This is a genomic window from Bacteroidota bacterium (assembly GCA_030706745.1).
GTDB lineage: Bacteria > Bacteroidota > Ignavibacteria > Palsa-1295 > Palsa-1295 > PALSA-1295.
The window spans coordinates 180,788-205,054 of record JAUZNX010000002.1 but is presented as its reverse complement, the minus strand read 5'-3'; the positions used below and the strand labels follow the sequence as shown (position 1 = coordinate 205,054).

The 24,267-nt window shown below is 53.0% G+C and carries 24 protein-coding genes and 1 pseudogene; 13 read left to right on the top strand and 12 right to left on the bottom strand.

Features of this window, described 5'->3' with window-relative positions:
• Window positions 1-243: 243 nt before the first annotated feature.
• Window positions 244-627 (top strand): response regulator, encoded by a 384-nt coding sequence (locus Q8902_03490; GenBank protein ID MDP4198616.1) that lies wholly within the window; start codon window positions 244-246, stop codon window positions 625-627.
• 171 nt (window positions 628-798) lie between these two features.
• On the opposite strand, the gene Q8902_03485 is transcribed toward Q8902_03490, so the two are convergent.
• The 5 genes from Q8902_03485 to Q8902_03465 are packed head-to-tail and all read right to left on the bottom strand — an operon-like array spanning window position 799 to window position 5,664.
• Window positions 799-2,166 carry a hypothetical protein gene (locus Q8902_03485; protein ID MDP4198615.1) on the bottom strand — a complete coding sequence of 456 codons (1,368 nt, stop codon included), beginning with the start codon at window positions 2,164-2,166 and terminating at the stop codon, window positions 799-801.
• A 40-nt stretch (window positions 2,167-2,206) separates the two neighbouring features.
• Window positions 2,207-2,638, bottom strand: coding sequence for a cytochrome c (locus Q8902_03480; GenBank protein MDP4198614.1), 432 nt, complete (start codon window positions 2,636-2,638; stop codon window positions 2,207-2,209).
• Complete coding sequence (locus Q8902_03475; GenBank protein MDP4198613.1) at window positions 2,628-3,260, bottom strand: hypothetical protein; 633 nt, start codon at window positions 3,258-3,260, stop codon at window positions 2,628-2,630. Before Q8902_03475 ends, Q8902_03480 begins: the two co-directional genes overlap by 11 nt.
• Entirely contained in the window at window positions 3,257-4,684 is a 1,428-nt protein-coding gene (nrfD, locus tag Q8902_03470) for an NrfD/PsrC family molybdoenzyme membrane anchor subunit (protein MDP4198612.1), read from the bottom strand. Before nrfD ends, Q8902_03475 begins: the two co-directional genes overlap by 4 nt.
• A 32-nt stretch (window positions 4,685-4,716) precedes the next feature.
• A complete protein-coding gene (locus Q8902_03465) occupies window positions 4,717-5,664 on the bottom strand; it encodes a 4Fe-4S dicluster domain-containing protein (protein ID MDP4198611.1) in 948 nt (315 codons plus the stop codon).
• 774 nt (window positions 5,665-6,438) lie between these two features.
• On the opposite strand from Q8902_03465, the gene Q8902_03460 reads away from it, so the two are divergent.
• Window positions 6,439-6,975: a response regulator gene (locus Q8902_03460; GenBank protein MDP4198610.1), complete on the top strand. Its 537-nt coding sequence runs from the start codon at window positions 6,439-6,441 to the stop codon at window positions 6,973-6,975.
• Between the two features lie 80 nt (window positions 6,976-7,055).
• Here the strand turns inward: Q8902_03460 and Q8902_03455 are convergent, their stop codons facing one another.
• Window positions 7,056-9,548, bottom strand: a complete 2,493-nt coding sequence (locus tag Q8902_03455; GenBank protein MDP4198609.1) for a cation-translocating P-type ATPase — start codon at window positions 9,546-9,548, stop codon at window positions 7,056-7,058.
• A 34-nt stretch (window positions 9,549-9,582) separates the two neighbouring features.
• Between Q8902_03455 and Q8902_03450 the strand changes: the two genes are divergently transcribed.
• Complete coding sequence (locus tag Q8902_03450; protein ID MDP4198608.1) at window positions 9,583-9,900, top strand: hypothetical protein; 318 nt, start codon at window positions 9,583-9,585, stop codon at window positions 9,898-9,900.
• A gap of 5 nt (window positions 9,901-9,905) precedes the next feature.
• On the opposite strand, the gene Q8902_03445 is transcribed toward Q8902_03450, so the two are convergent.
• A complete protein-coding gene (locus Q8902_03445) occupies window positions 9,906-10,490 on the bottom strand; it encodes a L,D-transpeptidase family protein (GenBank protein ID MDP4198607.1) in 585 nt (194 codons plus the stop codon).
• A gap of 367 nt (window positions 10,491-10,857) precedes the next feature.
• Between Q8902_03445 and Q8902_03440 the strand changes: the two genes are divergently transcribed.
• Both Q8902_03440 and Q8902_03435 read left to right on the top strand, forming a co-directional pair.
• The gene (locus Q8902_03440; GenBank protein ID MDP4198606.1) at window positions 10,858-11,778 is read left to right on the top strand and encodes a universal stress protein; all 921 of its coding nucleotides are present in this window, start codon (window positions 10,858-10,860) and stop codon (window positions 11,776-11,778) included.
• A 29-nt stretch (window positions 11,779-11,807) separates the two neighbouring features.
• A complete protein-coding gene (locus Q8902_03435) occupies window positions 11,808-12,422 on the top strand; it encodes a DUF4389 domain-containing protein (protein MDP4198605.1) in 615 nt (204 codons plus the stop codon).
• A gap of 112 nt (window positions 12,423-12,534) precedes the next feature.
• On the opposite strand, the gene Q8902_03430 is transcribed toward Q8902_03435, so the two are convergent.
• The 4 genes from Q8902_03430 to Q8902_03415 all read right to left on the bottom strand — a co-directional run bounded on the left by Q8902_03430 (window position 12,535) and on the right by Q8902_03415 (window position 14,594).
• Window positions 12,535-13,128: a hypothetical protein gene (locus Q8902_03430; GenBank protein ID MDP4198604.1), complete on the bottom strand. Its 594-nt coding sequence runs from the start codon at window positions 13,126-13,128 to the stop codon at window positions 12,535-12,537.
• The gene (locus Q8902_03425) at window positions 13,109-13,609 is read right to left on the bottom strand and encodes a hypothetical protein (protein ID MDP4198603.1); all 501 of its coding nucleotides are present in this window, start codon (window positions 13,607-13,609) and stop codon (window positions 13,109-13,111) included. The genes Q8902_03430 and Q8902_03425 overlap by 20 nt, the downstream gene beginning before the upstream one ends.
• A gap of 85 nt (window positions 13,610-13,694) precedes the next feature.
• Window positions 13,695-14,363, bottom strand: a complete 669-nt coding sequence (locus tag Q8902_03420) for a BON domain-containing protein (protein MDP4198602.1) — start codon at window positions 14,361-14,363, stop codon at window positions 13,695-13,697.
• Between the two features lie 15 nt (window positions 14,364-14,378).
• Entirely contained in the window at window positions 14,379-14,594 is a 216-nt protein-coding gene (locus Q8902_03415; protein ID MDP4198601.1) for a hypothetical protein, read from the bottom strand.
• Window positions 14,595-14,698: 104 nt separating this feature from the next.
• Here Q8902_03415 and Q8902_03410 point away from each other — a divergent pair, with 104 nt between their 5' ends.
• The 6 genes and pseudogenes from Q8902_03410 to ppsA all read left to right on the top strand — a co-directional run bounded on the left by Q8902_03410 (window position 14,699) and on the right by ppsA (window position 21,055).
• Window positions 14,699-15,244, top strand: coding sequence for an Hsp20/alpha crystallin family protein (locus tag Q8902_03410; protein ID MDP4198600.1), 546 nt, complete (start codon window positions 14,699-14,701; stop codon window positions 15,242-15,244).
• Between the two features lie 118 nt (window positions 15,245-15,362).
• Entirely contained in the window at window positions 15,363-16,247 is an 885-nt protein-coding gene (locus tag Q8902_03405) for a universal stress protein (GenBank protein MDP4198599.1), read from the top strand.
• Window positions 16,247-16,600, top strand: a pseudogene (locus tag Q8902_03400) (cupin domain-containing protein). The gene Q8902_03405 and the pseudogene Q8902_03400 overlap by 1 nt, the downstream one beginning before the upstream one ends.
• 243 nt (window positions 16,601-16,843) lie before the next feature.
• Entirely contained in the window at window positions 16,844-17,398 is a 555-nt protein-coding gene (locus Q8902_03395; protein ID MDP4198598.1) for a hypothetical protein, read from the top strand.
• Window positions 17,376-18,527 carry a hypothetical protein gene (locus Q8902_03390; GenBank protein MDP4198597.1) on the top strand — a complete coding sequence of 384 codons (1,152 nt, stop codon included), beginning with the start codon at window positions 17,376-17,378 and terminating at the stop codon, window positions 18,525-18,527. Before Q8902_03395 ends, Q8902_03390 begins: the two co-directional genes overlap by 23 nt.
• Window positions 18,528-18,529: 2 nt before the next feature.
• Entirely contained in the window at window positions 18,530-21,055 is a 2,526-nt protein-coding gene (gene ppsA, locus Q8902_03385; GenBank protein MDP4198596.1) for a phosphoenolpyruvate synthase, read from the top strand.
• 11 nt (window positions 21,056-21,066) lie between these two features.
• Here the strand turns inward: ppsA and Q8902_03380 are convergent, their stop codons facing one another.
• Window positions 21,067-21,249 carry a hypothetical protein gene (locus Q8902_03380; GenBank protein MDP4198595.1) on the bottom strand — a complete coding sequence of 61 codons (183 nt, stop codon included), beginning with the start codon at window positions 21,247-21,249 and terminating at the stop codon, window positions 21,067-21,069.
• Between Q8902_03380 and Q8902_03375 the strand changes: the two genes are divergently transcribed.
• Together Q8902_03375 and Q8902_03370 are read left to right on the top strand one after the other, a co-directional pair.
• Window positions 21,248-22,006, top strand: a complete 759-nt coding sequence (locus Q8902_03375) for an SDR family oxidoreductase (protein MDP4198594.1) — start codon at window positions 21,248-21,250, stop codon at window positions 22,004-22,006. The two genes, Q8902_03380 and Q8902_03375, sit on opposite strands and share 2 nt — an antisense overlap.
• On the top strand, window positions 22,003-24,267 hold the full coding sequence (locus Q8902_03370; GenBank protein ID MDP4198593.1) for an acetate--CoA ligase family protein: 2,265 nt from the start codon (window positions 22,003-22,005) through the stop codon (window positions 24,265-24,267). Before Q8902_03375 ends, Q8902_03370 begins: the two co-directional genes overlap by 4 nt.

Sequence of the window (24,267 nt, the reverse complement as noted above, 5' to 3'; positions counted from 1 at the left end):
CGCCGGTCATGGCGTCCCTTCCGACTCTGGATCGTAAGATCACTTCGATTATGCTCTGGTCCGATACAAGATCTTGCGAGAAGAGCAGGACTGTTCGGTTACAACGCTCCTATATTGCAGGTACGTTGATTCTACTTCACTCACTCTCATACGGGGAAACAGGTTATGCGCCAACACTCGGAATCTGAAGCATCTCCTTTGGGGCCTGACCTGCAACCCTCCAGTCTGGCAAACATGGCAATCATGGACTGGACTAGTCAACGGATGCGCCGGTCCTCGGCAATCGCACAGGCAGCCACTGAGCCAAGGCACGTTCTCCTAATCCTTGAAGATTTTGATGAGTTGCGGGCCTTACTTGCCAGGCACTTTGTCGAACGCGGATATGAAGTATTCTCGTCATCGACGCTTCGAGATGCGCTGGCAATTGCATGGGAAGAGGCTCCACAAATGATCATCATTGATTATTCCCTGCGCGGTGAAGATGCCATGCACGTGATCGAGCGGCTTCACAACGCTCAGCCGCTCAGCCAGATTGTTCTCGCGGCATGTCCGCCAGAAGTGGAAGTTGAAGAACAGGCCATCGCGGCCGGCGCTTCCAGAGTCTGGTTAAGATCTCTCCCCGATTAATCTCCGGAGAACGGACCGCTGCCGGTAAGCACATGAATCCGGAGTTACTGATCCGGCCGCCAACTTGCACGGCGCAAAATCAAAAAGTAGAGCGTAATACAAAATGAAAGGCCCGAATGCATCGATTGCATTCGGGCCTTCCAAGCATTCAGCTGGGGACTTGCTAATCTTCTACCAAATGAAGAACGCTCTTATCGTTGCGCTATAATCATTTTGTTTGAGGGGGTCATTCTTGGAATCAACTCCCTCTAGCGTGGTTTGACGCATCAACTCAGCTGCAACGACCAATCCATTGTTCGCGCAAAAGTTCGCAAATACAGAAATGGCATTGACCTCATTGTTCTGATAGTTGGTCCCGGTCATGGGATCAAAGAAATCGTATCGGCCACCAAAGGACCAATCCTTATCGAGCCGATAATCGAGTTCTCCGAAATAGCCCATGCTCGATGAAGTCGAATCCGCAACCTTGCCACTGAATGGAAGGATTGCCGGATCCGAAATCCACTCTTGGTCTGTCCCCAAGCCCAGCCCCATCAGAAGCTTGAGCCCAGAGAACGTGGGTGATGTGGCGAACACACCATAACGATTATATCGGTCGGGAAACATGGCTGCCGGATCGCTCGCAACCGAAGTCGCCGGGTTCGGCAGATCAATACTTCCAGTGAACCCATACGCCGCGATGCTGCCACCATGTTCGTCAAGCATGTAATTCGCAAACAGACGATATTCCTTGGCATTGTATGACGGTGTACCCATTGGTTTGCTCAAGCTGCCACCAACGGCTGACTGGAATTCCAACGGTGAGCCATCCGCATAACCGCCATTGAATATTCCGGCACGCACGGAAAGCCGATCAGCATTCCATCCAGCTTCGATTCCGGTCTCCGCGGCCGTGATCGAGTAGAGGGATGAGGTGGGACTTCCGCCGACAAGCGTTGTTGCGGGGGAATTTGGAAACAGTTGACTCGAAGCGCCGAGCATTGCGTCCGCATCCGATGCCCCGTAGCCTTCGATCGGATGGAATATTCCCACCCGGAAGGACCAGAAACTCGCCGTGTCACCGAAGGTAAACCTCAAGAATGCATTATCAATGTCGATACCTTCACCTGGCGTGAATTCGAATTCGGAGAATGCCGAAATGTGTCCACCGAAGGCACCGCACAAGGGATAGATCGCTGCGGGGCCGAAGTTAATATTATTGAGGGCGGTCGTATTGACGCCGGTGTTATTATCACTACCGACCGTGCTTTGATAGGTCCCCGAAACCACGACTCGCGCGGCAATATAATTGCTGTAATCGTCCGAGGCTTCTCCTTTGCCGATCTCTGATGGCAATCGGAAACCTGCCGCGCGAAACTTGTAGCCGAATTCGTTTAATCGAGGAACAGGCTCGTGACACATGGTACATTCCATTTGATATTTCCGAGCAAAGGCGGGAATACCATAGGACTGCGATGGGGAAAGCAAGGCAGCGCCAAGCACGCTAGCGAGTATCAATGGATGACCAAGCATCCAGAGACGCTTCTTCGAAGATATCATAGTAGTTGTTAGTTAGTTTGACGAATGAACTACAATCAGATCATTTGCCGAGCGTCCGCAAATAATTCACGACACTCCAACGCTCCTCCTCAGAGTATGCGGTCGCGAATGTCGGCATTGGCTTATTGCCTTTGGTAATCTTCCAAAAGATCGCTCCATCGCTCTGGCTTTGGAACTCATGGGTCGTCAGGTTTCCGGGGACTTTGGATAACTCAGCTGCTTTCGGTCCGTTGCCGATTCCCGTCTTGCCATGACATGACTCGCATTCTTTACCGAAAATCTTTTTTCCAGTACTGATCGACGCGGCATTACTGGCAACAGGATTCTTCTTTCCGCTGGCCGCTGTGGGAGCCATCCACTTCGGACCGCTGCCGCCCGGTGTAAATGCATTACCAAGTCCGGCTGTAATTGCAAAAGTCGCGCTGACGGCAAGCACTGCCGAGAGCCGTGTCCAGCTAAAATTAGGCTTCATCGTGTTTTCCTTTTTTGATGTTGACAAGTTGAGTCAAGATAAATCCATAGGTCGTCCACACGCCGCCGAAGAGAATGCAAAATGTGATAATCATCGCGATCGGCGCTCGCGGCTCCCAAAGTGCTCGAGGGAAGGGATCCGCAACTTGCGCGACCGGCCTGCCCCAGGGACCAACAATCCGCGACTCAATGGCACCCGTCCGATCGTTATCATCGACACGTGCAATGAGTGTAAGCACTCCTTGTGCATTGCCGGGAATATCTTTCGGGAATGCAATATCCACGTTGCCGGCGGCATCCGTGGTTCCCGGGCTCTCATCCGAGACGGGCATCAGACCGAATAATCGCTTGGCCAGAATATTCACAGGAGTGCTACCGATCGGACCCATCTTTCCGGTCGAATCAAGCGCGATGAGTGTAGCGGTTACGATCCAGGTGGAATCACCATCTCGCACGTTCAGTGTAAGCTTCGCCTGATGTGGATTGCTCGTGTCGATCCCTCCAGCATTCGAAGGAGTAGAATCCATCGGGCACATTTGTCCGGTTGCCGGATGGACGGCGATGATGGAACACGCGATCAGGCACGCAACGGACAATACAAGGGAGCGTCGGATTTTTCTCATTTTGCGAATGCCTCCTGGACTGCCGGTATAGGTTTGTGATTCGAATGGTCAGCGGATGATCTATCATCCGCACCGTTTTGAGTATTGATACCAGGAATGACCAAGCCCTTCTTTGCCAGGTGCACCCCTTCTTCGACCTCCCAGATCGACGCGATCGGGAAGAACTTTGAGAAGAGTGTGATGACTAAGAATATCCCGGCCAGCGCGCCGCCGGTGACTGAGAACTCGACCCAATTCGGGAAGTATGATGACCAGGAGGCGGGTACATTCTGAATCGGAAGGAAAGGATGCAACAGTGTCGGAATAACGATGACATACCGCTTGACCCACGCACCCGCGACGATAATAATACATGCGATTGTCGCTCCCACTGGCTTACGACCTCGTGGAATCGCAAGAATGACAATTGGCAGCAGCACGGTACCAAATTGCAGAATCCAGAAGACCGTGGACCATCCGCCTGAGAACAGATCGCTCAATAGAATGCCATCGTGCGACTCCATTTTGTATGCTGGTACCCAGTACTCGTTCAAATTAAAGTATGCATAAATCATTGTGAGCGAGAGCACGATCTTGCTCATCAGATCGAAATGGCGCGGAGTTATGTACTCCTCAAGGTGATAGATTCGGCGGAATGCAGACATCGTCAGGATTACCCCGGCCGATCCGGAATAGAGTGCGCCGATCACGAAATATGGACCAAAGATGGTACTATTCCATCCAGCGCGCAAGGTCATCGCAAAAATGTATGAGACGACTGTGTGGACTGACACTGCGATTGGAATAATCATCACAGTCATGACGCGCATTGCACGCTCAAGCCTCCGCCAGTTTTCGGGAGTATCCTTCCACCCCATTGCGAGTTTGTCATAGACCCACAATCGAAATGTTGACCCGGTCTTCGCAAATCGTTCTTTGCACAGTGCGATATCGGGTATCATCGGCAAATACAGAAACAGCAGACTGCCGGTCAGGTAGGTGGTAATGCACATAATATCCCAGAGGAGCGGCGATTGCACTCGGCCAAAAATGACCATGTTCGCCACGCGGTCGGGGCGGCCCATGTCAATGATGGGCATGATGCCACCGAACATCAGGGCGACGGCAGTCAGCAACTCCGCGGAGCGCGTGATTGGACGGCGCCACTCCTGATTGGTGATTCGAAGAATCGCCGACACCAGCGTTCCCGAGTGGCTGATCCCGATAAAGAAGACGAACGTGGAGATGTAAAGACCCCACGACACGTAGTTGCGCATCGCGGTCGCCTCAAGGCCGGTGCGGAGTTGATAGATGTATGCAAATATGCCCCAGCAGAGCAGGAGGGTGAGGCCAATAACCCAGTAACGGCTGGTTTTGCCGAAATTTCCAGGCGTGATCGGCCTCAGAAAATCAGCACGAATTTTCTCGACAGGTGTAATTTCCATTAGGGATATTAGATTGATCGTCAGAACTTGCGTCAGCTCTTCACAGCAGCATGTCCGCTTGCTGCGTGATCGAGATCGGGCTTGGGATACCGTCGGTTCTTTGGTGGCAAATAATACACACGCGGCTTCGTACCGAGATCTTCCATGTAGCGGTACCCCGCGTTCTGCTCGAGAAGAGTACTCAACCGGACCGTTTCACCGTCCGAGTTCGTGACAGCATCTTCGTTCTCGTCGCCGAAGTATAGAGCCTTCATTGCACAGGCCGAGATGCATCCTGGCATCTTGCCCTGTCGAATCATATCCGGGCAAAAATCGCACTTCTCAACGGTACCGACCCGGCGTGGGTAACCTTGTTCCGGGGAGTAAGGGGTTAGTGCCATTTCGGGGGTCTCCACGGGGCGCTCCCAATTGAAGAAACGCGAGCTATATGGGCATGCAGCCATGCAAAATCGGCAACCGATGCATCGTTCATTATCGATCAGGACAATACCGTCCTGACGTTTGAACGTAGCATTGACAGGGCAGACTTTCGTACAAGGAGGATTATCACAGTGGAAGCATGGTTTCGGCATCCAATACGATGGCGTCGTTTCGGAGTCCTGCATCTCAAAGACCTTCATCCACTCGCGGTCCTTCGGGGTGAAGTGCATCTTTTGACATGCTACCGTACACTTCTTGCAACCATCGCACTTCGCCAAATCGATGACCATGACGAAGCGTTTGCCAGCGATTCCAGTACGCGCCTCGTCATTGGTGACAGGGTGATGCACGACGGCGCGTGCGTGTGCTGTATCCACTTGGACCAGATCTCCACTGGCCGTTAATGCATGCACGCTTTCACCCGCATTCTGTGATTTCGCCAACTCTGAATTGGGTTCGGAGAAGGCATTTCGCAATCCAGCACCTGTTGCGATTGCGGCTCCGCTCACGACGGTAAGCTGCAAAAACTTCCTTCGATTGGACTTCTTTTCCTCTTCCATTTGATTAGATATTCACAACCTCACGTTGGCTTCGAAACTGGGAGTCAACCAACTTCAATAGGTTTCTTGGGGCGCACCGGCACAACCACTGTTCCAATCATCCATAGTTCTAAATTGGCTCTTTATCAAGTTTTGCACAAGTCGAAATCGTAAGGATTTCTTACATGGGGTGGAAGATTCTTACGATCATCAAGCCACTTTTGTAAGAAATTCTGGAGGACATAACATTGAATCGTAAGAAGCTTACGATATATTGAACATTGTATTAATTCTTGCCGTCAATTCTTTTGAAAGCGTAAGGTTTTACAACAATCTTTTGGAAAGCCGCTGGCGGCCTAGTCTAGGTTGGAATCAGCAGGCGATCAACCGCCTCTTTGTTTGCGATACATGCAGATCACTTAATGGGATTGTGTTCCTGTAATTCTCACCAACCATCGACAAGTCGCCGCGATTATTGGCAGGTCCTAGTCAAGATGATCGGTCAAGCTTCGCACTTGATTTTCACATCTAATCTATGAGACTCTTGACGACATCAATTCCTCGCATTTCACAGTCTTTTTTGCGGAAATCAAGCATGACTCGATCGTCGCTCTACAGACAGGATTTCGAACATGAAACCGTTAAGTCTTTGCCATGCAAGGCAAGATTCTTTCCTTCATTTCTACTGCAATCTCAAGAAGACCGCTCTCTCCTATTGAAATTCGTTGAAGCATCGCCATTTGAATTAGATGGCACGCCGCTTTCGCACATTATGAAGTATCTTTAGCTTATGACATGCATCTACATCAGGAATTAGAAGGCTATTATCTAGGTATGCCGGACACTCAGAGCGGAACAGGGATGGTTTCCATTCCCCCTCCGAAATCGACCGGTCGAAGCCTTCGTGCGATGGCTGCAGTTGCTCCCGCGGCATCACCAAGTTGTGTAATGCTGATTCTGGAGGACTTCGATGAGATTCGGGCCTTTCTCTCCCGCCACTTCACAGAGCGAGGCTATGAAGTATTCTCTTCCTGCACACTTCGCGATGCACTCGCAATTGCGTGGGAGGAATCTCCTCATGTAATTATCATCGACTATGATTTGAGTGGTGAGACGGCTCTGCATGCGATTGAGCGTTTGCACAGTGCACAGCCAAATAGTCATATCGTCCTCGTTGGTGGTCCGCAGACTGTGGAAGTTGAAGAACGAGCGATTCTCGCGGGTGCCTCGACGGTGCTCTCCAAAGCATACGGCATTGCGGAAATGGACAGGGTTGTCGAGCGGGCCGCACATTTAACCACTCCCCATCGTCCATTCATTCGGACTTCCTGATTGAAGCTCGGCTAAGGAAGCTCGGTAAGTCAGGATACTAATACTGTAACATGGATCATGAAGCCCTCTGTCGGAGGGCTTCATGATGTTACGGTCCGCTTCCGTAATAGTTTGAATATTTCGAACCACGCAAGACTTGCACCAGCAGCAACCGCGGTCAGGATCCAATCATGAAAGTGGAATGGTCCGAAGTGAAAGAGAACGGACACGGATGGGACGGTAGTGATGAGAAACAGCATCGCCAACCCACCTCCGACGCACCACCATAATGCTCGGTTTTTGGTCCCAGTGCCTGGATCGACAAGCATTGCAATAAAAGTCCGAGCCCATGAGCGATCGACCAATGCGAGTATCAGATTCGAGAGAATCAATGTCGCGAATGCCAGCGTCCGTGACTCGTATTCGGAATGCGTTCGCCCATAGGAAATCAAAAAAATAATCGAAACGACCGCGAAGATACTCAGTCCTTGTAGCAATGCAATCATGATACTCGAAGAGCGAAACATCGGCGATTTGGGATCCCTCGGGGGGCGACGCATAATATCGGCCTCCTCCCCTTCGGATTCGAACACAATCGATGACATTGGATCGATGATGAGTTCGAGTAAAACGATATGAATGGGAAAGAGAATGAGTGGCATTCCCAAAACAAGCGGAAGGATGGAAAGACCGGCGATTGGAATATGCATCGCAATCACGTAGTACATCGCCTTCTTTATATTATCATATGTTCGGCGACCGAGACGAACAGCACCGACAAGGGATGAAAAATCGTCCTGCGTTAGTACCATCGCTGCGGCCTCTCGAGCGACATCCGTACCGCGAGCACCCATCGCAACTCCGATATGCGCCGCTTTGAGCGCTGGCGCGTCGTTGATGCCATCTCCAGTCATGACAACGATCTCACCAGCATCCCGTAGCGCCTGCACGATCTGCAATTTCTGCATCGGCTTGATTCGCGCAAAGACATTGACAGAGCGAAGGCGTTCTCGAAACTCCGCCGCATCGAACAACGAAAGCTCCGTGCCGGTCAAGACGGTGTCCGCATTCTGGATGCCAGCTTCGCGAGCAATCGCCGCGGCGGTCGCAGGATAGTCCCCGGTAATCATTATGACGCGAATGCCGGCGGTATAACACTGCTGCACGGAATCAGGAACGCCATCACGCAACGGATCATGAAAAGCAACCAGACCGAGAAATACGAACGAATGCTCTGCAAGAGGTATCGACGGAACAAAGGTGTTACTCTCCGCAACACCAAGCACCCGCATGCCCCGTACGGCAAAATCCCGAATCGCCTTGTGAAGTGCTTCTAATTCTCTCTCGGGCATGCGACAAAGTGACGCGACAGCTTCGGGCATCCCCTTTGCGGAAATGAATCCGCCATTCAGGTTCGAGTAACCATTGAACATGATCGCAAGCTCAGAAGTGATGGGAACCTCGAGCGCAGGCACCGGCCGAGAACCCGAACCGTGTTGCCCGTCCGCGGCCTCCTGAACTGCACGGTCCATCGGATCCCACGCCGGCACTTTGGTCGCAAGCTCGGCTGTCCAGAGCACGCGCTTCGCTTCTGGCGAGAGTGGAGCCTTGCCCAGCCAGCTGACATGCTCTCCAGCTTGGACTGCTGCAAGGGTCATGATATTCTTGGTAAGCGTGCCGGTTTTGTCCACGCATAAGGCTGTCACTGTTCCCAATCCCTCTACCGCCGGCATGCGATGAACGAGCATGCCGGTTGCTGCCAAACGTCGTGCGCCAAGTGCAAGAAAGACCGAGAGTATGACGGGAAATTCCTCTGGAAGAAGTGAGATCGCCAACGCAAGTCCTGCCAGAGTCGCTTCGATCCAATTCCCTCTCATCAACCCACCAATGACCACAACAACTAAGCACACTCCTACCCCTACAATCGCAGCAAGACGAACAAGTCGTCCAGTTTCCTTTTGGAGCGGTGTCCGGGATTCAACGACCTCAGCCAGAACGCTGCCGATCCGGCCAAACTCAGTCCGGGCACCTGTCGCGAACACTCGCGCCAAAGCACTGCCGCGCACGGCAAGTGTTCCACTAAACACTTTGCTTTCGGCGAAGGACTTCAGAGATTTTTCGGCCGCAACGGATTCTCCACTGAGAAGGGATTCGTCCACCGCAAAACCCGATGCCGAGATTAGGTCGGCATCAGCTGCAATGCGATCGCCTTCGGCAAGGATGAGCAGATCGTCCGGTACGATCTCTCGTGCAGCCACACGAACGGCCTTGCCGTCTCGAAGCACGAGCGCTCGAGGGCTCGCCATATCGCGCAATGCACGAAGAGCGCGATCGGAGCGAATCTCCTCAGTCAACGAGATCCCAACAACAAATAATGCTGACGCACTAAGCAGAGCGGCCTCAACTCGGTCTCCAAGCAGCATGTAGATCCCTGCCGTTGCCAACAATAACAGAATCATTGGCTCGCCAAGCGTTTTGAGGATGGGCTTGAGCCAGCGAACACCATCTCCTTCCGGGAGCTCATTATGACCAAAGCGAAGAAGACGCTCCGCGGCCTCAGCGTTGCTGAGGCCTTGCCTTGCTACTTCTGGCACACTGATTGGTTGAGAAGTTTGTTTGTCCTCTGCCATGCAATCTCGCCCGCTTCTTATTGCGATCTCTATCGTATTGCTCCTACTGGGGCTCGTCGGTCTTGTTCTGCCCGGCCTCCAGGGCATTGCGCTTCTGCTGGCGGGCCTCCTGATGCTCGGTCAAGCCGTACCCGCCATCCGCAGAGCCACCGAACGCTGGGAGGCGCATTCACCCCTGATTGCGAAACTTGCCGCACGGTTTCGCAAGCCGGATGGAAAAGTCGCGATAGCACGTCTTCTTCTTTCGATCGTCCTGGCCTCTGCGCTCTGGACATTAATCCTCTACACGCTCCAACGGGTATTGTTTCACGACTGAGACGTTCAATTCGCGGGCTTCGGATTCTCACCAAAAACAATGGCCGGCGTGCCGATTGGCGTCGCGGCAAACAACTCGTCCGCGGCAAACATCGGAATGCGAATACAGCCATGACTCGCCGGTTTCGCAGGTACGCTCTTCGAACCATGCACAGCGATACCTCCCGTAATATACATCGGGTCGAACATGAGTCCGAGAGGGCTCTTTCGCCATCCAGTGATTTTGTAGAAGACCTTGAAATTCCCACGAGGCGTACGAGCATACCGCGGACCGATGCCAGGATAATCGAAGAGCTGACCATTCCCCGTCGAGACCGAGAGAATGCGAGCCACATGATCGTTGGAATCGATGACGAGAAGTACCTGATGATTCAAATCGATTTCGATGTGATGCGAGTGCATTGAATCACGCGCAATCGGAGTGGCTGCCCGACTGATCCGCGCCATGGTCGAATCGGTCAATTTACCGGTTCGCGGCAGCCCGGAGAGTTTCTGGAACGCGATAATTGCCTGACGATTTGCATCATTCGTCAGTGAATAGTCCCTCGCCGTCCAATAGTTAAGCTCGTTCAGCCGGCCAATGGCATGCATTGCAGTGGCGCTTGACTGTGAACTCGGAGCTTGTTTGGCGGGCGCGGTGCTCTGAGCCCTGGCGCCCAGCGGCAAACAACAAATCATACTGCAGAGTGAAAAAGCAATTTGAGCTGAGATGGAGAGAAGTGATCGTAGGTGCATGACCATATGCCTTGCATAAATATGCCAGACAATCTGACTTCCGGCTAATTCAACCGGATACCATTCCCATGATTCTTACGGAATTGCGAAGTAAGATTCTTTTACCATCGTGACAACGATTTTACATTCTGTACAATAACCTTACATGCCGAATCCTTCAAAACATGGCTGGGCCAGGCCTGGCATAGCGCTCTCACGTTAATTCGGTTTCAGGAGGAGCAAGATGAAACTTCTTATTGCGTACGATGGCTCACAATCGTCGAAAGATGCGATTCAGGATTTGCGATATGCCGGACTTCCTGTGAGCGGCGTGGAAGCTACCGTACTTTCCGTTGGAGAAGTTCGGATGCCAGCCGAACCGGCGTTCAATCTCGAGCCGACCTTGCCGATTGTTACCTACGCGCTCGAGAACACCCAGGACGCTCTTTCCTACGCCCGGGAAGCAACAGAAAAGGATGCGGCGGAAGGGGCAGAAGACCTTGCACGATTGTTCCCCCAGTGGACAGTGAAACCATGTGCGCGTCTTAACTCACCGGCCTCGAGTATTCTGGAAGTGGCCGAGACTTCTAAGCCGGATCTTATTGTGATGGGCTCGCACGGCCGTTCCGGTTTCAAGAGATTGTTTTTGGGGAGTGTCTCCTTGCGCGTTTTGACAGAAGCAAAGACATCCGTTCGCATTACCAGAAGCAAGTTGCATCTCGATGGGAAGGCTACGCCCGTTATTTTGCTTGCATTCGATGGTTCTCGCGGTGCGCGTAATACAGTGCACCAGCTCCTCCACCGCACATGGCCAGCCGGCACGAAGCTCCACATTGTGACTGTCATCGATGTGAGCATTTTATCTACTCCGGAGTACATCTGGCTGGTCGGTGACGATTTGGGACAGTACCAGGAAATGAAGGAATCCAATATCCAACATGCTTTGCACTCCCTCGAGCGCGAGATGCAAAAGCGGTTTAGTGTTACAACCGCAATGCCGGTCGGACACCCTCCGCGCGAGCTACTGTTGGAAGCAAAACGTGTCGCGGCAGATACGATTTTTATTGGCTCTCGGGGACTCTCACGATTTGAGAGACTATTGCTGGGTAGTGTGGCTCATAGTATTGCAGCCAACGCTGAAGCGACTGTCGAAATCGTGCGATAATATCATATCCAAAATAGAACCGACACATCATGAGCACAACTGCATTCCCAGCCACGCTTACGATTGATTACCCCGACCGGCCTCTCGATCGCCTTTCGACATTCTTCCGGCCCCTGCTTGCGATTCCAATCGTGATCCTCCTCGCACTCATCGCCGGTCCGCTCACACACAGCCCATGGCCAACCGCACTCGGCGCCGGCGGCGTGCTCTTTGTGCCAACTGTCCTTATGCTGCTCTTCCGCAAGAAGTACCCACGCTGGTGGTACGATTGGAATCTCGCGCTCGTAAACTTCAGCACCAGATGCGCTGCGTACCTTGCGCTCCTAAGTGACGAGTATCCTTCAACGGATCAGGAGCAAGAAGTCCATATTGCGATCTCCTATCCAAATGTGGAACTTGACCTTAGCCCAGGCATGCCGTTAATCAAGTGGTTTCTCGCCATTCCGCACTACATAGTTTTGTGGGCATTGGGAATTGCGGCAGTCGTGTGCGTCATCATCGCATGGTTTGCCATTCTCTTTACGGGACGCTACCCAAAGTCGCTCTTCAACTTTGTAACGGGAGTGTTCCGCTGGTCGCTTCGCGTCTCAGCTTACGCGTTCTTGCTCACGACCGATCAGTATCCACCGTTCAGTATCGAATAATCTCTCAAGCAGTCGTCCATCATTTAGGCCAGAACTGCAGAAGCTATTTGCAACCAGGCACGTATGAGATAGGATAGATCAGCTCAACGAGCAGATATGGGACGCGCAGCGATTAGAATCGAATCAAGCCAACCAGACTCAATTGAAAGGAGTATTCTCCTTTCGCCAGCGAGCGATTCTTATCCTCCCCGTTGAGTGCAAGTGCTTCACCAGGTCGAAGGGAAATCTCTGTGGACCAACCACTGCTAAACTCGTGGACCCATGCAACTCCAAGTAGCAAGAAGATCGCCTGAACATCATGAAATGGCGAAAAATCGATATATGAGCGTGGCCCTCCGATTGTAAGCATCTCGCCATATCCCAGGGTCGGACCAAGAATCATCGCGTCGTTTTTGCCATCGTCAGAAGCTACGACATCCGCTCGGAGTGCAGCACTCCATCCCAAGCTAATTCCCCATGATGCAACGCTTGCACCAACATACCCTTCGATGGCACCTGCCACATTATCCATTCGACCAACCTGAAGATCGGCGGACAATCCATTTGAAGTGCCAACCGTTAGACCGATCGCAATGGGATCGCGAAGACCGACCGGCCCTCGCATGGCCGCATGCTGTTGTGCCAGCAGCGGCCGTGCGAAAAGCAGAGATCCGAAGACAAGGAGCACGCATGCCGTGGACCGTCTGTCAGGCCACGCGTGCTTCAATGGGTGCCTCCATAAACTGCGCGAATTCGCGCGTGTTCTGGTGTTCGCCAGCCGAAACGATCCAACTGCGCAATTCCTCATAGAATCGATGTAAGGCTTCAGTCTGCGCGGCTTCGGAAATGTCGAGGATCTTGTGGATCTTCATTTTCATTTTCAGGAGTCGCCGATCGAGCTCGATCTCGATGAGGTTTCGTTTCTCCGGTTTTATCGTTCGACTTTTCTGCGCCATACTCAGGGCAGCACGAGCTGCGGAGCGGACCTCATCTCGGAGTTGGTTCGCAATCTCCGCAGTGGTCCCAAGCACCTGTGAGAGCGTCTCCAATCGTCGATCGAGCCACTCCTCCAACTGATGTCTATATTGCCGGGCGGCCGAATTCCGCTTAAGGAATATGCGGCCAATACCGTATGCTGCAGCAGCTCCTGCAGCAGCCATGGCAAGGCCGATCCCGGCTCGACGAACCTGCTCCGGTCGAGCAGACATTTTCGGCGTCCATGGTAATGAGGTTGTGATCATCCTGGAATTATCCTTTCAATTTCATGGTCGAAGTGACCATCACAGAGCCGATCTAGTAGATTGTTTCGAGCGATTCGACCCGAAGCTCGTCCTTGACTTGTGAGACGCCTGGAGCAGCCCACGCAGCATTCTCTGCGTCCTCACGTTCTGCCCAAGAGCGAACCGGACCACGCAGTGTCACAATACTCCCATTGACATCGATCGCGATATTTCCGGAATCGACTGTCGCCGAACGCTCGAACGCGCGCCGAATCTTATTCTTGATCTCGGACGGCTTCAGTTGTGGTGAGAGCGAGATGAGATTTGTAACACCTTTGACGCCGGTGAGATCTTCGACTTCGCGGCGTGCTTCAGTCTTTTGATAATCCCATTCAACTTCGCCTTCGAGCTTGACCCAGCCATTCTCGACAGAGACCTTAATTTTTTCATCCGGAACGGTATTGCACCAGCGTAGGGCATTCACGGCTGCTTCGGCGATCTCGGTATCGGTTCGCCGATTATTGCCATCGATATGCACCACGACTTCTTCGGCCACCGCTTTGACGCCGGCGACGTTCTTTGCGGCTCGTTCGGCAGCGAGCTTCTTCGGGTAACTATCAACTGTCCCCGTGAGTGTGATGACGCCGTCCCGTGCTGCAACGCCAATATCTGTGGCATTGAGGACTGGCTCCCATTTCAACGCTTCCATTACATCCCGCTGGAGTTGTTCGTTTGTCTTCATAGTGTGTGTATCCCCTTAAAATAACCCTGCCGCTCGCATTCCCGCTTGTGATTTGTGTGGTGAGACTGTGCGGCTGCCCTGATAATAGCGAATGCCGAGCCACTCGAACGCAGATTTGGAATCCGAGCCATAGTGGGCATATCCATCCGCATTACGGAAAGATGAACAGGCAAGAATCTTCCCGTGCCATGAAAGAAATCTTCCCCCCAACCGACGGCGTCCAATCGCCATGGTACAGGAACTAATCGAATTTCAGCTTTTCAATTGTTCGGCACGGAAATAGTCCTCCGAACGGGCATATTCGATCACATTATCTCACCTGATACTGCACTGTTATGGCACGGATTCACTGGAACGACGACTCACCGACCGCTATGATGGAACATATGTTCCTTCGTATGCTCGGCGACCTTGATTACGGGTCGACCCAACGGGGGGGAAGCGATCGCGACGTGTATGTGCCGAATCTCGATATCTCGGAAGACAAAAAGAACTTCTACATCCTTGCCGAGCTACCGGGCTTGAGCGAGCACAATGTAAAAGTAACCGCTGACACTGATATGGTAACGATCAGCGGCAAGAAAGAACGGAAGGACGAGAAACACGAATGGGATTATCAACGGACCGAACGTTCATTCGGCCAGTTTGCCCGTTCGCTTTCATTGCCCAAGAATGTGAAGGCGGACGCCATCAGGGGGACATTCAGGGACGGACTGCTCGAACTCACCTTGCCGAAAATTGCGGCCATCTCACCGGCTACGCGTGAAATCCCGCTGCACACCGAGACGCGGGTCATGCAGAACGGCCACGGCAACTCGAAACCAGAGTTGCAGAACGCCACGGCACAGCGGGGCGCACGAAAAAGACGCATTGACGCCTAAGCGGCCAAGCCTCAGCGCCATCGCGTAGCGCGTAGCCGAAAAACCGGGGTGTGACGCATGATTGATGCATGCGTCACACCCGCCAACGGTCCTCACTATCTACACTTTAGAGCGAATTATGAGAATTCTTATTCCATGGGAAGGTGCCCCAAATCCGGATTTGCTTGTCAAAGACCTGCACTATGCTGGACTGCCAAAACATGCCCACGCACTGTTGCTCACACCCCATGCCCACCATGTGGCCATTCCAAGCCGGGCCTTTGTGGCATCCAATCATGAATACACATTGGAAGACAGTCTGGACGAGCAGGTACTGAGCGAAGCACAGCGGTCAAAATGCACCCTTTCACGGGCCTTCCCGGATTGGCTGATTGAAACCGAGGTCAATGACCGTTCCTCAATGAATGCCGCAGAATCGATCTCGGATCGTGCGCATGCATGGAATGCCGATCTCATTGTGATCGGCTCCGAACGACGCCGGTCGTTCTTTCTCACGGCGAAGTCAGAATCCATTTCAGCGCACATTGCGGATGTTGCGCCATGCTCTGTGAGGATTGTATATCCGCAGCACCAGCATCCGGATGCACCGCTGCAATTGCTTCTGTTCATTGATGGATCTCCGGAATCGCTGCTCATGATGGAAGAATTTGCGGCACGACCATTCCCAAGAAATACATGTGTCCATTTGATCAGCGTTGTAAATGAACTCGAGTGGAACATTGAGCGAGTCCATCATATGCTCGATTATTTTGCCGAGCACATTCGCAAAAACTTTCCACACATCGAATCGCAGATCCGCTACGGCGACATTGCGGAGCAGATTCTCCGTTATGCCCGCCAGCAGGAGATCGATGCAATCTTCATTGCAGCGGATGATTCACTTGAGAATAGCCATCAACATGCAGTGAACGTGGCCGCTCTGGATATTGTGCAGCGAGCGGAAACTACCGTGGAGATCGTCAGAAGGCGTCAAGCAGATTATCATGAAAGGAGAACAAGATGATGAACTACCTCACGAACATTGTCTATGATACATCGGAGAATCAGAATTTTCGAACGGTTCTTCATACTGGCGAGCATTCGCAACTTGTGATCATGTCCATTCCACCCGGTGGCGAGATTGGAACGGAGACGCATGACAGTGTCGAACAAACCTTGTTCTTCCTAAGCGGCACCGGCACTGCCGTGCTCGATGGGGAGCGTCAGTCGATCAAGCCTGGGGACGTGCTGGTCGTTGCGCCGGGCACTGAACACAATATTGAAAATACTGGGTCGACAGCATTAAAGATCTACACGATTTACACTCCACCAAATCATCTTGATGGACGAGTCCATGCCACGAAGCTCGATGCGGACCATGACGAGGAAGATGAAGCTTACTCCAAAGCCATTGGTGTATTCGCCATGAGTGCATCGGCTGTGACTCCAGGATTTCTCCCCGATATCGAGCCACGACCCAATCCTGGCAGTCCGCTGCAGAACCCTGACTCCCCAGCGCCTTTTATTCATGATGATCCCGCCATTGTGCGCACCAAGCGGACTGTGGCGGCGACGCAACCAATGGAATTATGATACCGTAGACGTTCGATGGAGCATGATATGAAGAAGCTGACAGCGCCACCGCCCACACTACCTAAATCGGGAAGTGCACGACCAGACGAACCCATCATTCGTGTTCCGAGGCGGCCAAAGGCCACAACCGTTTCTTCATCTGAATGTCTTACGGCCCTTCCGGCCACAATCGATGTTGCCGCGCTTGCGCAGCTCTATAATTCACCTCCGGCATCGCATGTGGCACGAGCCGACCTCCTTCAACAGGCCCGAACCGCATTGATGAAATATGAACTGGCCGAAGCCGATTTGGAGCTTGCATCGGATTCGCTCGCCAGGGCTATGCACTTGCTGCTGGAGCAGCATGGCATCAAAGAACTATTACCGGAACATATGGCTGAGCTCGAACGCCATGTTCTCAACTGGTATGGGCTCCGTGCGCCACGGACCGTCATTACGGACGATGCAACCGTGGCGGCAACGGCTGCACAACCTGAAGCTGGGACTCTCTCTGAATTGACGATCCGCCGACCCGAGACCGGAATCCCGGGTCGCCACACTCATAACGCTCATAACGCTCGTGAAACAACAATCCATAATTGATCTTCAAAGCTTGCTCGAGATGTTCGAGCAGGAATCGAAGACCGCAGGTCCGAAAGTCACGATTTATTTCTCGGTACCGCAGTCCTCGGACTTCGGAATCATTGGTCGTGCAGAACTCAAGGGGCACATTCACACTGCGGCAACGCTCTTAAAGAGTAGCAGCTTTTCGGATGAAGCGAGTCATGCAGTTCTTGAAACACTTCGCTCGCTCCTCCAAGAGCCCAAACTTTGGAGTCAACGAAGTGAGAGTTACGCAATCTTTGCCAGCCCATCAATTCTTCGGTACTATGCACTCCCACTTCGTGTAGCTGAGAATGTTTGGATCGGTAACGACTTTCGTTTGACGCCGCTGATTCCGCTTCTATCGCTGCCTGAGCACTTCTATCTTCTGGATGTCTCGCGTGGCAAGCCGCGCATGGCCCGCATTCATCCACAATTCGCGATCCCCATTTCACTGGAAGATGTATGGGCGCTCGAGGAATCATTCGACAGTGAGGATATCGTGCATGACCGGGCATTCCACACGTCAGCGCCGGCAAGCGGAGAAGCTCACCACGGTGGGATGGTCCCCCATGGCGGCTCCCAGGATGGTGATTTTCGCAAGCGAGAACACCTGATCCAGGCACTTGCGCAGGCTGTCAATAGCGCGCTTCGAAATGAGCATGTGCCGCTGGTCATTACCGGGACCGAAGAAGTCATCGCCCATTTTCGCAAGCACCTTCCGTATCATAACGTCCTCGTGAGTCCGAATCGGCTAGCCGTTCCGGAAGGAAATCCGCTTACACTCGACGGTCATCTCTGGCAAACCTGTGCCCTGCTTGACTCCAGCCGCGCGGACGTATCCGAAACTGAAGGGAGTCAGCTCGAAGCTCTGCGCGCGCAAGGTCGTGTGACAGAAGACATCGACACCATCTTATCGCTATCCGCCACGGGTGGCATTATGACCCTGATGGTCAACGAGCCCGAACTCGCAGCCATCAGCTCCGATCCATCCAATCCAGATCACGTCAACGCTGCCCTCATCTTGACATTGCGACATCACGGCACTGTGATGTCCAGAACGAATTTTCATTCACCCACCGGAGTCGCCGCGCTGCTGCGACCCGCGGTTACGGTTAACCAATCCTAGCCATGAACCCTCAACTCTTGCTCGAAACAAGCACCAACGGCCGACTACAGTATGTACTGCCCTTTGCGCGTATCGGAATGTCGGACCTCCCACGCGTCGGCGGTAAGAATGCGTCACTCGGCGAGATGACATCCCGTCTCTCGCAACTGGGGATCCGCATACCCAAAGGCTTCGCACTCTCGACCGAAGCCTTTTGGGATTTTATTACTGCAAACAACCTGAAACAATTCATCCTGGAAAAACTCGCTTCTCTCGATCGGAAAGATTACTCGAATCTGCATGAAATTGGCGAGGCCATCCGTGCACAAATCATGCTAGGCACACTGCCGAAAGAGATACAACGGGCAATCATCGATGGCTATATGACTCTTTCGGAGAGCGGTACAATGGCCACGGTAGCGGTGCGCAGCAGCGCAACGGCCGAGGATCTCCCGAACGCAAGCTTTGCCGGTCAGCAGGAAACCTATCTTAACGTATCGGGTGAAGAGAATGTCGTGCGTGCAGTTCATAAATGCTATGCATCGCTCTATACGGACCGAGCAATCAAGTACCGGGAAGACAATAGCTTCGATCATATGAAGGTCGGCCTCTCGGTCGGTGTGCAGTGCATGGTCCGTGCCGACAAGGGCGCCTCCGGCGTGGCATTTACAATCGATCCCGACACTGGCTTTGATAATGCGATGCTGATTACCGGATCGTGGGGCCTGGGTGAGAATGTGGTCGGTGGCGTGGTCATCCCGGACGAGTTTCTGTTATTCAAACCATCCTTGCTCTCGGGCCGTCGTCCGGTGATCTCAAAAAAGCTTGGGTCCAAAGAAAAAATGATGATCTTTGGCGAATCGAAGTTGGCCAATGGACTGGCATTCAGCCCAAGCGATCACGATGCTGGTGTCTGGAACATTGATACGCCGGAATCACTGCGCAATGCTTTCGTGCTAAACGACCTTCAACTTGAGCATCTTGGTGAATGGCTGCTTGCGATCGAAGATCATTACGATCGGCCAATGGACGTCGAGTGGGCACTCGATGGTATCACGGGCGAACTCTGGATTCTTCAGGCACGCCCTGAAACGGTCCGATCACGCGAGAAACACCTAACGATCACCGAGTATGAGCTTGCTGAGGAGGGAATCTTGCTCGCACACGGTCTGGGACTTGGAAATAAGATTGTATCAGGCCGCGCGCGCGTCCTGGCTTCGCCGAAACAAGGCAATCTTCTTCAAGCCGGCGATATTCTCGTCACGGACATCACCAGTCCGGATTGGGACCCGATCTTGAAGCGCGCTGGGGCGATTGTAACGAACAACGGCGGCCGCACGAGTCATGCGGCGATTGTGGCACGAGAGCTCGGCACACCAGCAATCATTGGTACGATTAACGGTACGAGTACGATCAAGGACGGCGAGACAGTCACTATTGTCTGTAACACTTCCTCACGCGGCGAGATCTATCGAGGTGAACTTCGCTTTACGAAACTTGAGCGAGAGATCGGCTCGATCGTTATGCCGAAAACGCATCCGATGCTGATCCTCGGTGATCCTGAGCAAGCGTTTCGTCTCTCTTTCTACCCCAACATGGGGGTCGGCCTGCTCCGACTAGAGTTCATCATCAATAATCTCGTGAAGATTCATCCGATGGCGCTGGTCAATTTTCCCAATATCAAGGACGAACAGGCTAAGAAGCAGATCGAGCACTTGACGGCCGGATATTCCGATAAGTCTCAGTACTTTGTCGAGATGTTGGCTCAGGGCGTCGCAACGATCGCCGCAGCATTTTATCCGAAAGATGTTGTTGTCCGCATGAGCGATTTCAAAACGAATGAATATGCAAATTTGATCGGAGGCGCGGAGTTCGAGCCCAAGGAAGAGAATCCGATGATTGGCTTCCGTGGTGCTTCGCGTTATTACAACTCGCGGTATCAACCGGGATTCGAACTGGAGTGCCAGGCCATGCACTGGGTCCGAAATGAAATTGGTCTTACTAATGTGAAGCTGATGATCCCCTTCTGTCGAACGATCGCTGAAGGTGAGCGGGTCATCAAGATCATGGAACAACAAGGTCTGCATCGCGGTGAAGATGGTCTTGAGGTCTATGTCATGGCGGAAATTCCAAGCAACGTGCTTCTAGCCAAGGGTTTCGCGGAAATCTTCGACGGCTTCTCGATCGGCTCTAATGACCTGACACAACTCACACTCGGTATCGATCGCGATTCCGCGATCATCCACGATCTGTTTGATGAACAGAATGAGGCGCCCAAAGCAATGATTGCAGCAATGATCGAAGCCGCACGGGTTGCCGATCGGAAAATTGGACTTTGTGGTCAGGCACCGAGCGATTATCCGGCCTTCGCCGAGTTTCTCGTCTCGCATCACATTGATAGCATTTCATTTAACCCCGATGCACTGTTGCGTGGCATCGAGAATATCAATGCGGCTGAAGCGAAGTATCCGACACACTTCGAGAAGGCCTCCGAAGCAGCCATGCTCGCACATGCGAGCCATTTGTTCGATTTCGACGCGGAAGAATAGCGGGATGACGATCAACCGCATCTGGCACGAATCGCACCGAATGCCGAAAAATCCGAGTGATGCAGAACGACTCCGGTGGCATATCGGTCATGCGAAGCACTGCGCGTGCCGCGCTGCGCCGGACTGGGTGAAAGAACAGATGAAGAAACGTGAAGAGCGGAAACACCAAGCCCGCTCAGCGTAAAAGCTTGCATGAACCTGTTTAAAGGAAAGAGTGCAATCATTACGGGAGCTGCCTCGGGCATTGGCCGAGCGGCCGCGAGTGGATTCGCTCGAGAAGGCTCAAATGTGGCCGTTCTCGACGTATCGGACGCGGAGGGTCAAAAAACGGTAGAAATGCTCCTTGCTGAGGGTGGCCATGCCAAGTATTTCCATTGTGATGTCTCCGATGGTGCAAGTGTAAAGAAAGCCATCGATGCTGTCTTCAGCGCCTTCGGATCGATCGATTATGCGTTCAATAACGCAGGCATTGAAGGCGAGTCTAGTCCAACCGCCGATTGCACCGAGGACAATTGGGACCGCGTGCTTGACATTAATCTCAAGGGCGTCTGGCTCTGCATGAAATATGAGTTGCCTTATATGCTGAAGCAAGGCAAAGGCGTGATCGTAAACTGCTCTTCGATTGGTGGTCTTGTCGGATTCGCCGGAGCACCAGCGTACACTGCAAGCAAGCATGGGTTACTCGGCTTGACGAAAGCGGCGGCGCTCGACTATGTCAAACAGGGCATTCGCGTGAATGCTATTTGCCCCGGCGTTATCGATACGCCTATGGTAGAGCGATCTATCCGCAACAATCCTGGAATGGAAGCACTACTTACCGCAGGCGAACCGATTGGTCGCATTGGTAAACCTGAGGAAATCGCCAACGGAGTGGTTTGGCTCTGCTCCGATGCCGCGTCGTTCGTGACGGGTATCGCATTGCCGGTTGACGGGGGGTGGGTGGCACAATGACGACAGAACCGACGCCAGGGGCTATTCTTGAGGGGATCGCCACGATTGACGCACAGACATCTGGCTTAACCCCTCCATCCCCTCTCCTGCTGCATCCTCTCGACGTATTTTTCCATCCAAGGACAATCGCAATCATCGGCGCTTCCGAACGCACGGGAAGCCCCGGCGAGGCGATCACGACGAACCTGTTTGCCCGCGCCGGCTCGGGCTATGAAGTCTTCGCTGTTAATCCTGTACACAAGATGGTCGGCGGTCATCCGGCATATGCGCATATTGCAGAGGTGCCAGCTTCCGTCGATCTGGCTATCATAGTGACGCCCGCTGCGACGGTAGCTGATCTCATCAGTGAGTGTGTCAAGGCCGGTGTCCGTGGAGCAATCGTTATCTCTGCGGGATTCCGTGAATCAGGAGCGGCCGGCAAGGCGCTCGAACTAGAGATCCTTAATCGCATTCGCGACACACATCTGCGCGTTATTGGACCGAATTGCATCGGCGTTATGAATCCCGTCAGTGGCTTAAATGCGACATTTGCGCGGAAAGCAGCACTGCCGGGCAGTGTTGCCTTTATCAGCCAGAGCGGCGCGCTTTGTACAGCGATTCTCGATTGGAGCCTCAGTGAAGCGCTTGGATTCAGTGCATTCGTTTCCGTTGGCTCCATGCTCGATGTTGGCTGGGGCGATCTCATCGATTATCTGGGCGACGATCCGGCCACAGAGTCAATCGTGATTTACATGGAATCCATTGGGGATGCTCCGAGCTTTCTTGAAGCCGCTCGCAAGGTCGCGCTACGCAAACCGATTATTGTAATTAAGGCTGGTCGCACCGCGGCCGCGGCCAAGGCTGCAGCCTCGCATACTGGTGCAATGACCGGAAGTGATGATGTTCTTGACGCAGCATTCCGGCGCGCGGGCGTGCTGCGAATCGACTGGATTGGCGACGTCTTTCACATTGCCGAAGTGCTTGCAAAACAGCCACGACCAACAGGACGACGCCTAGCCATTGTGACAAATGCCGGCGGGCCAGGCGTGCTCGCAGCCGATGCGCTCATGGAAGGTGGCGGAGAACTTGCTCAGCTTTCGAGCGAGACCATGAGGAAGCTCGACGAAATGTTGCCGCCTGCCTGGAGTCACGGAAATCCGATTGATATTCTTGCCGACTCATCGGAAGCCACGTTCGAGCGAGCAGTCGAGTTGGCACTCAATGATCCCGGCACCGATGGAGTATTAGCCATGACGGCACCGCTTGTTGCGGCAAGACCTATTAACTTGGCCAAGAGTATCTCAAAACTTTCTACGCTTGGCAAACCACTCATCGCGTCATTCATGGGTGGCAGCGATGTATCCGATGCGGATGGTTTCATGAGCCGAGGCGGCATCCCCACGTTCGCATTTCCGGATGACGCCGCGCGCGTGTTCAACTACATGTGGAAGTTCGGTGAAAACCTCAAAACGCTGGAAAGCTCCGAGATCACCGAAAATCAGAGAGTAGCTAGGCAATCGTCTATCATCGACCGCGTGCGAAGTGAAGGCCGGACTATCCTGAATGAGGTCGAGTCCAAGCAACTCCTCGCTGAGTATGATATCCCCGTGACGCAAACGATTGCCGCTGTCACACCGGAAGAAGCAGTTATGGCTGCTCGACAAATCGGATTTCCTGTTGTTGCCAAATTACTCTCAAAGACTATCACTCATAAGTCCGATGTCGGCGGAGTCAAGCTGGACCTCGAAACGGAGGATCAGGTCCGTCAGGCATTTGAAGACATTAGAGCAGGTGTCATAGCGGGCCATTCCGCCACCGATTTCGATGGCATCTCAATCCAGCCAATGGTGGACCGCGATGGGTACGAGTTGATTCTCGGCAGCAGCATCGATCCCCAGTTCGGGCCGGTAATCCTGTTTGGCGCAGGTGGAGTATTCGCAGAAGTCATGAAAGACACCGCGTTGGAACTTCCTCCATTGAACCAAGCGATAGCCAGACGGCTGATCGAGCGGACGCGCATCTGGGGCGCGTTGAAAGGCACTCGCGGGAAGCAGCCGATCGATGTTATAGCGCTCGAATCGCTGCTCGTACGATTTAGTCAGCTCATAATCGAGCAACCCTGGATCGCGGAGGTTGATATCAACCCCCTGCTTGCCAGCAGCAAGGGCTGTCTCGCGCTTGACGCGCGCGTTCTTTTGCACGGACCTAATACCATCGTCGAGAATTTGCCACGCGCGGCTATGATGTCTCAGTCGAGATGCGCCGCGGCAATCACCCTGTAA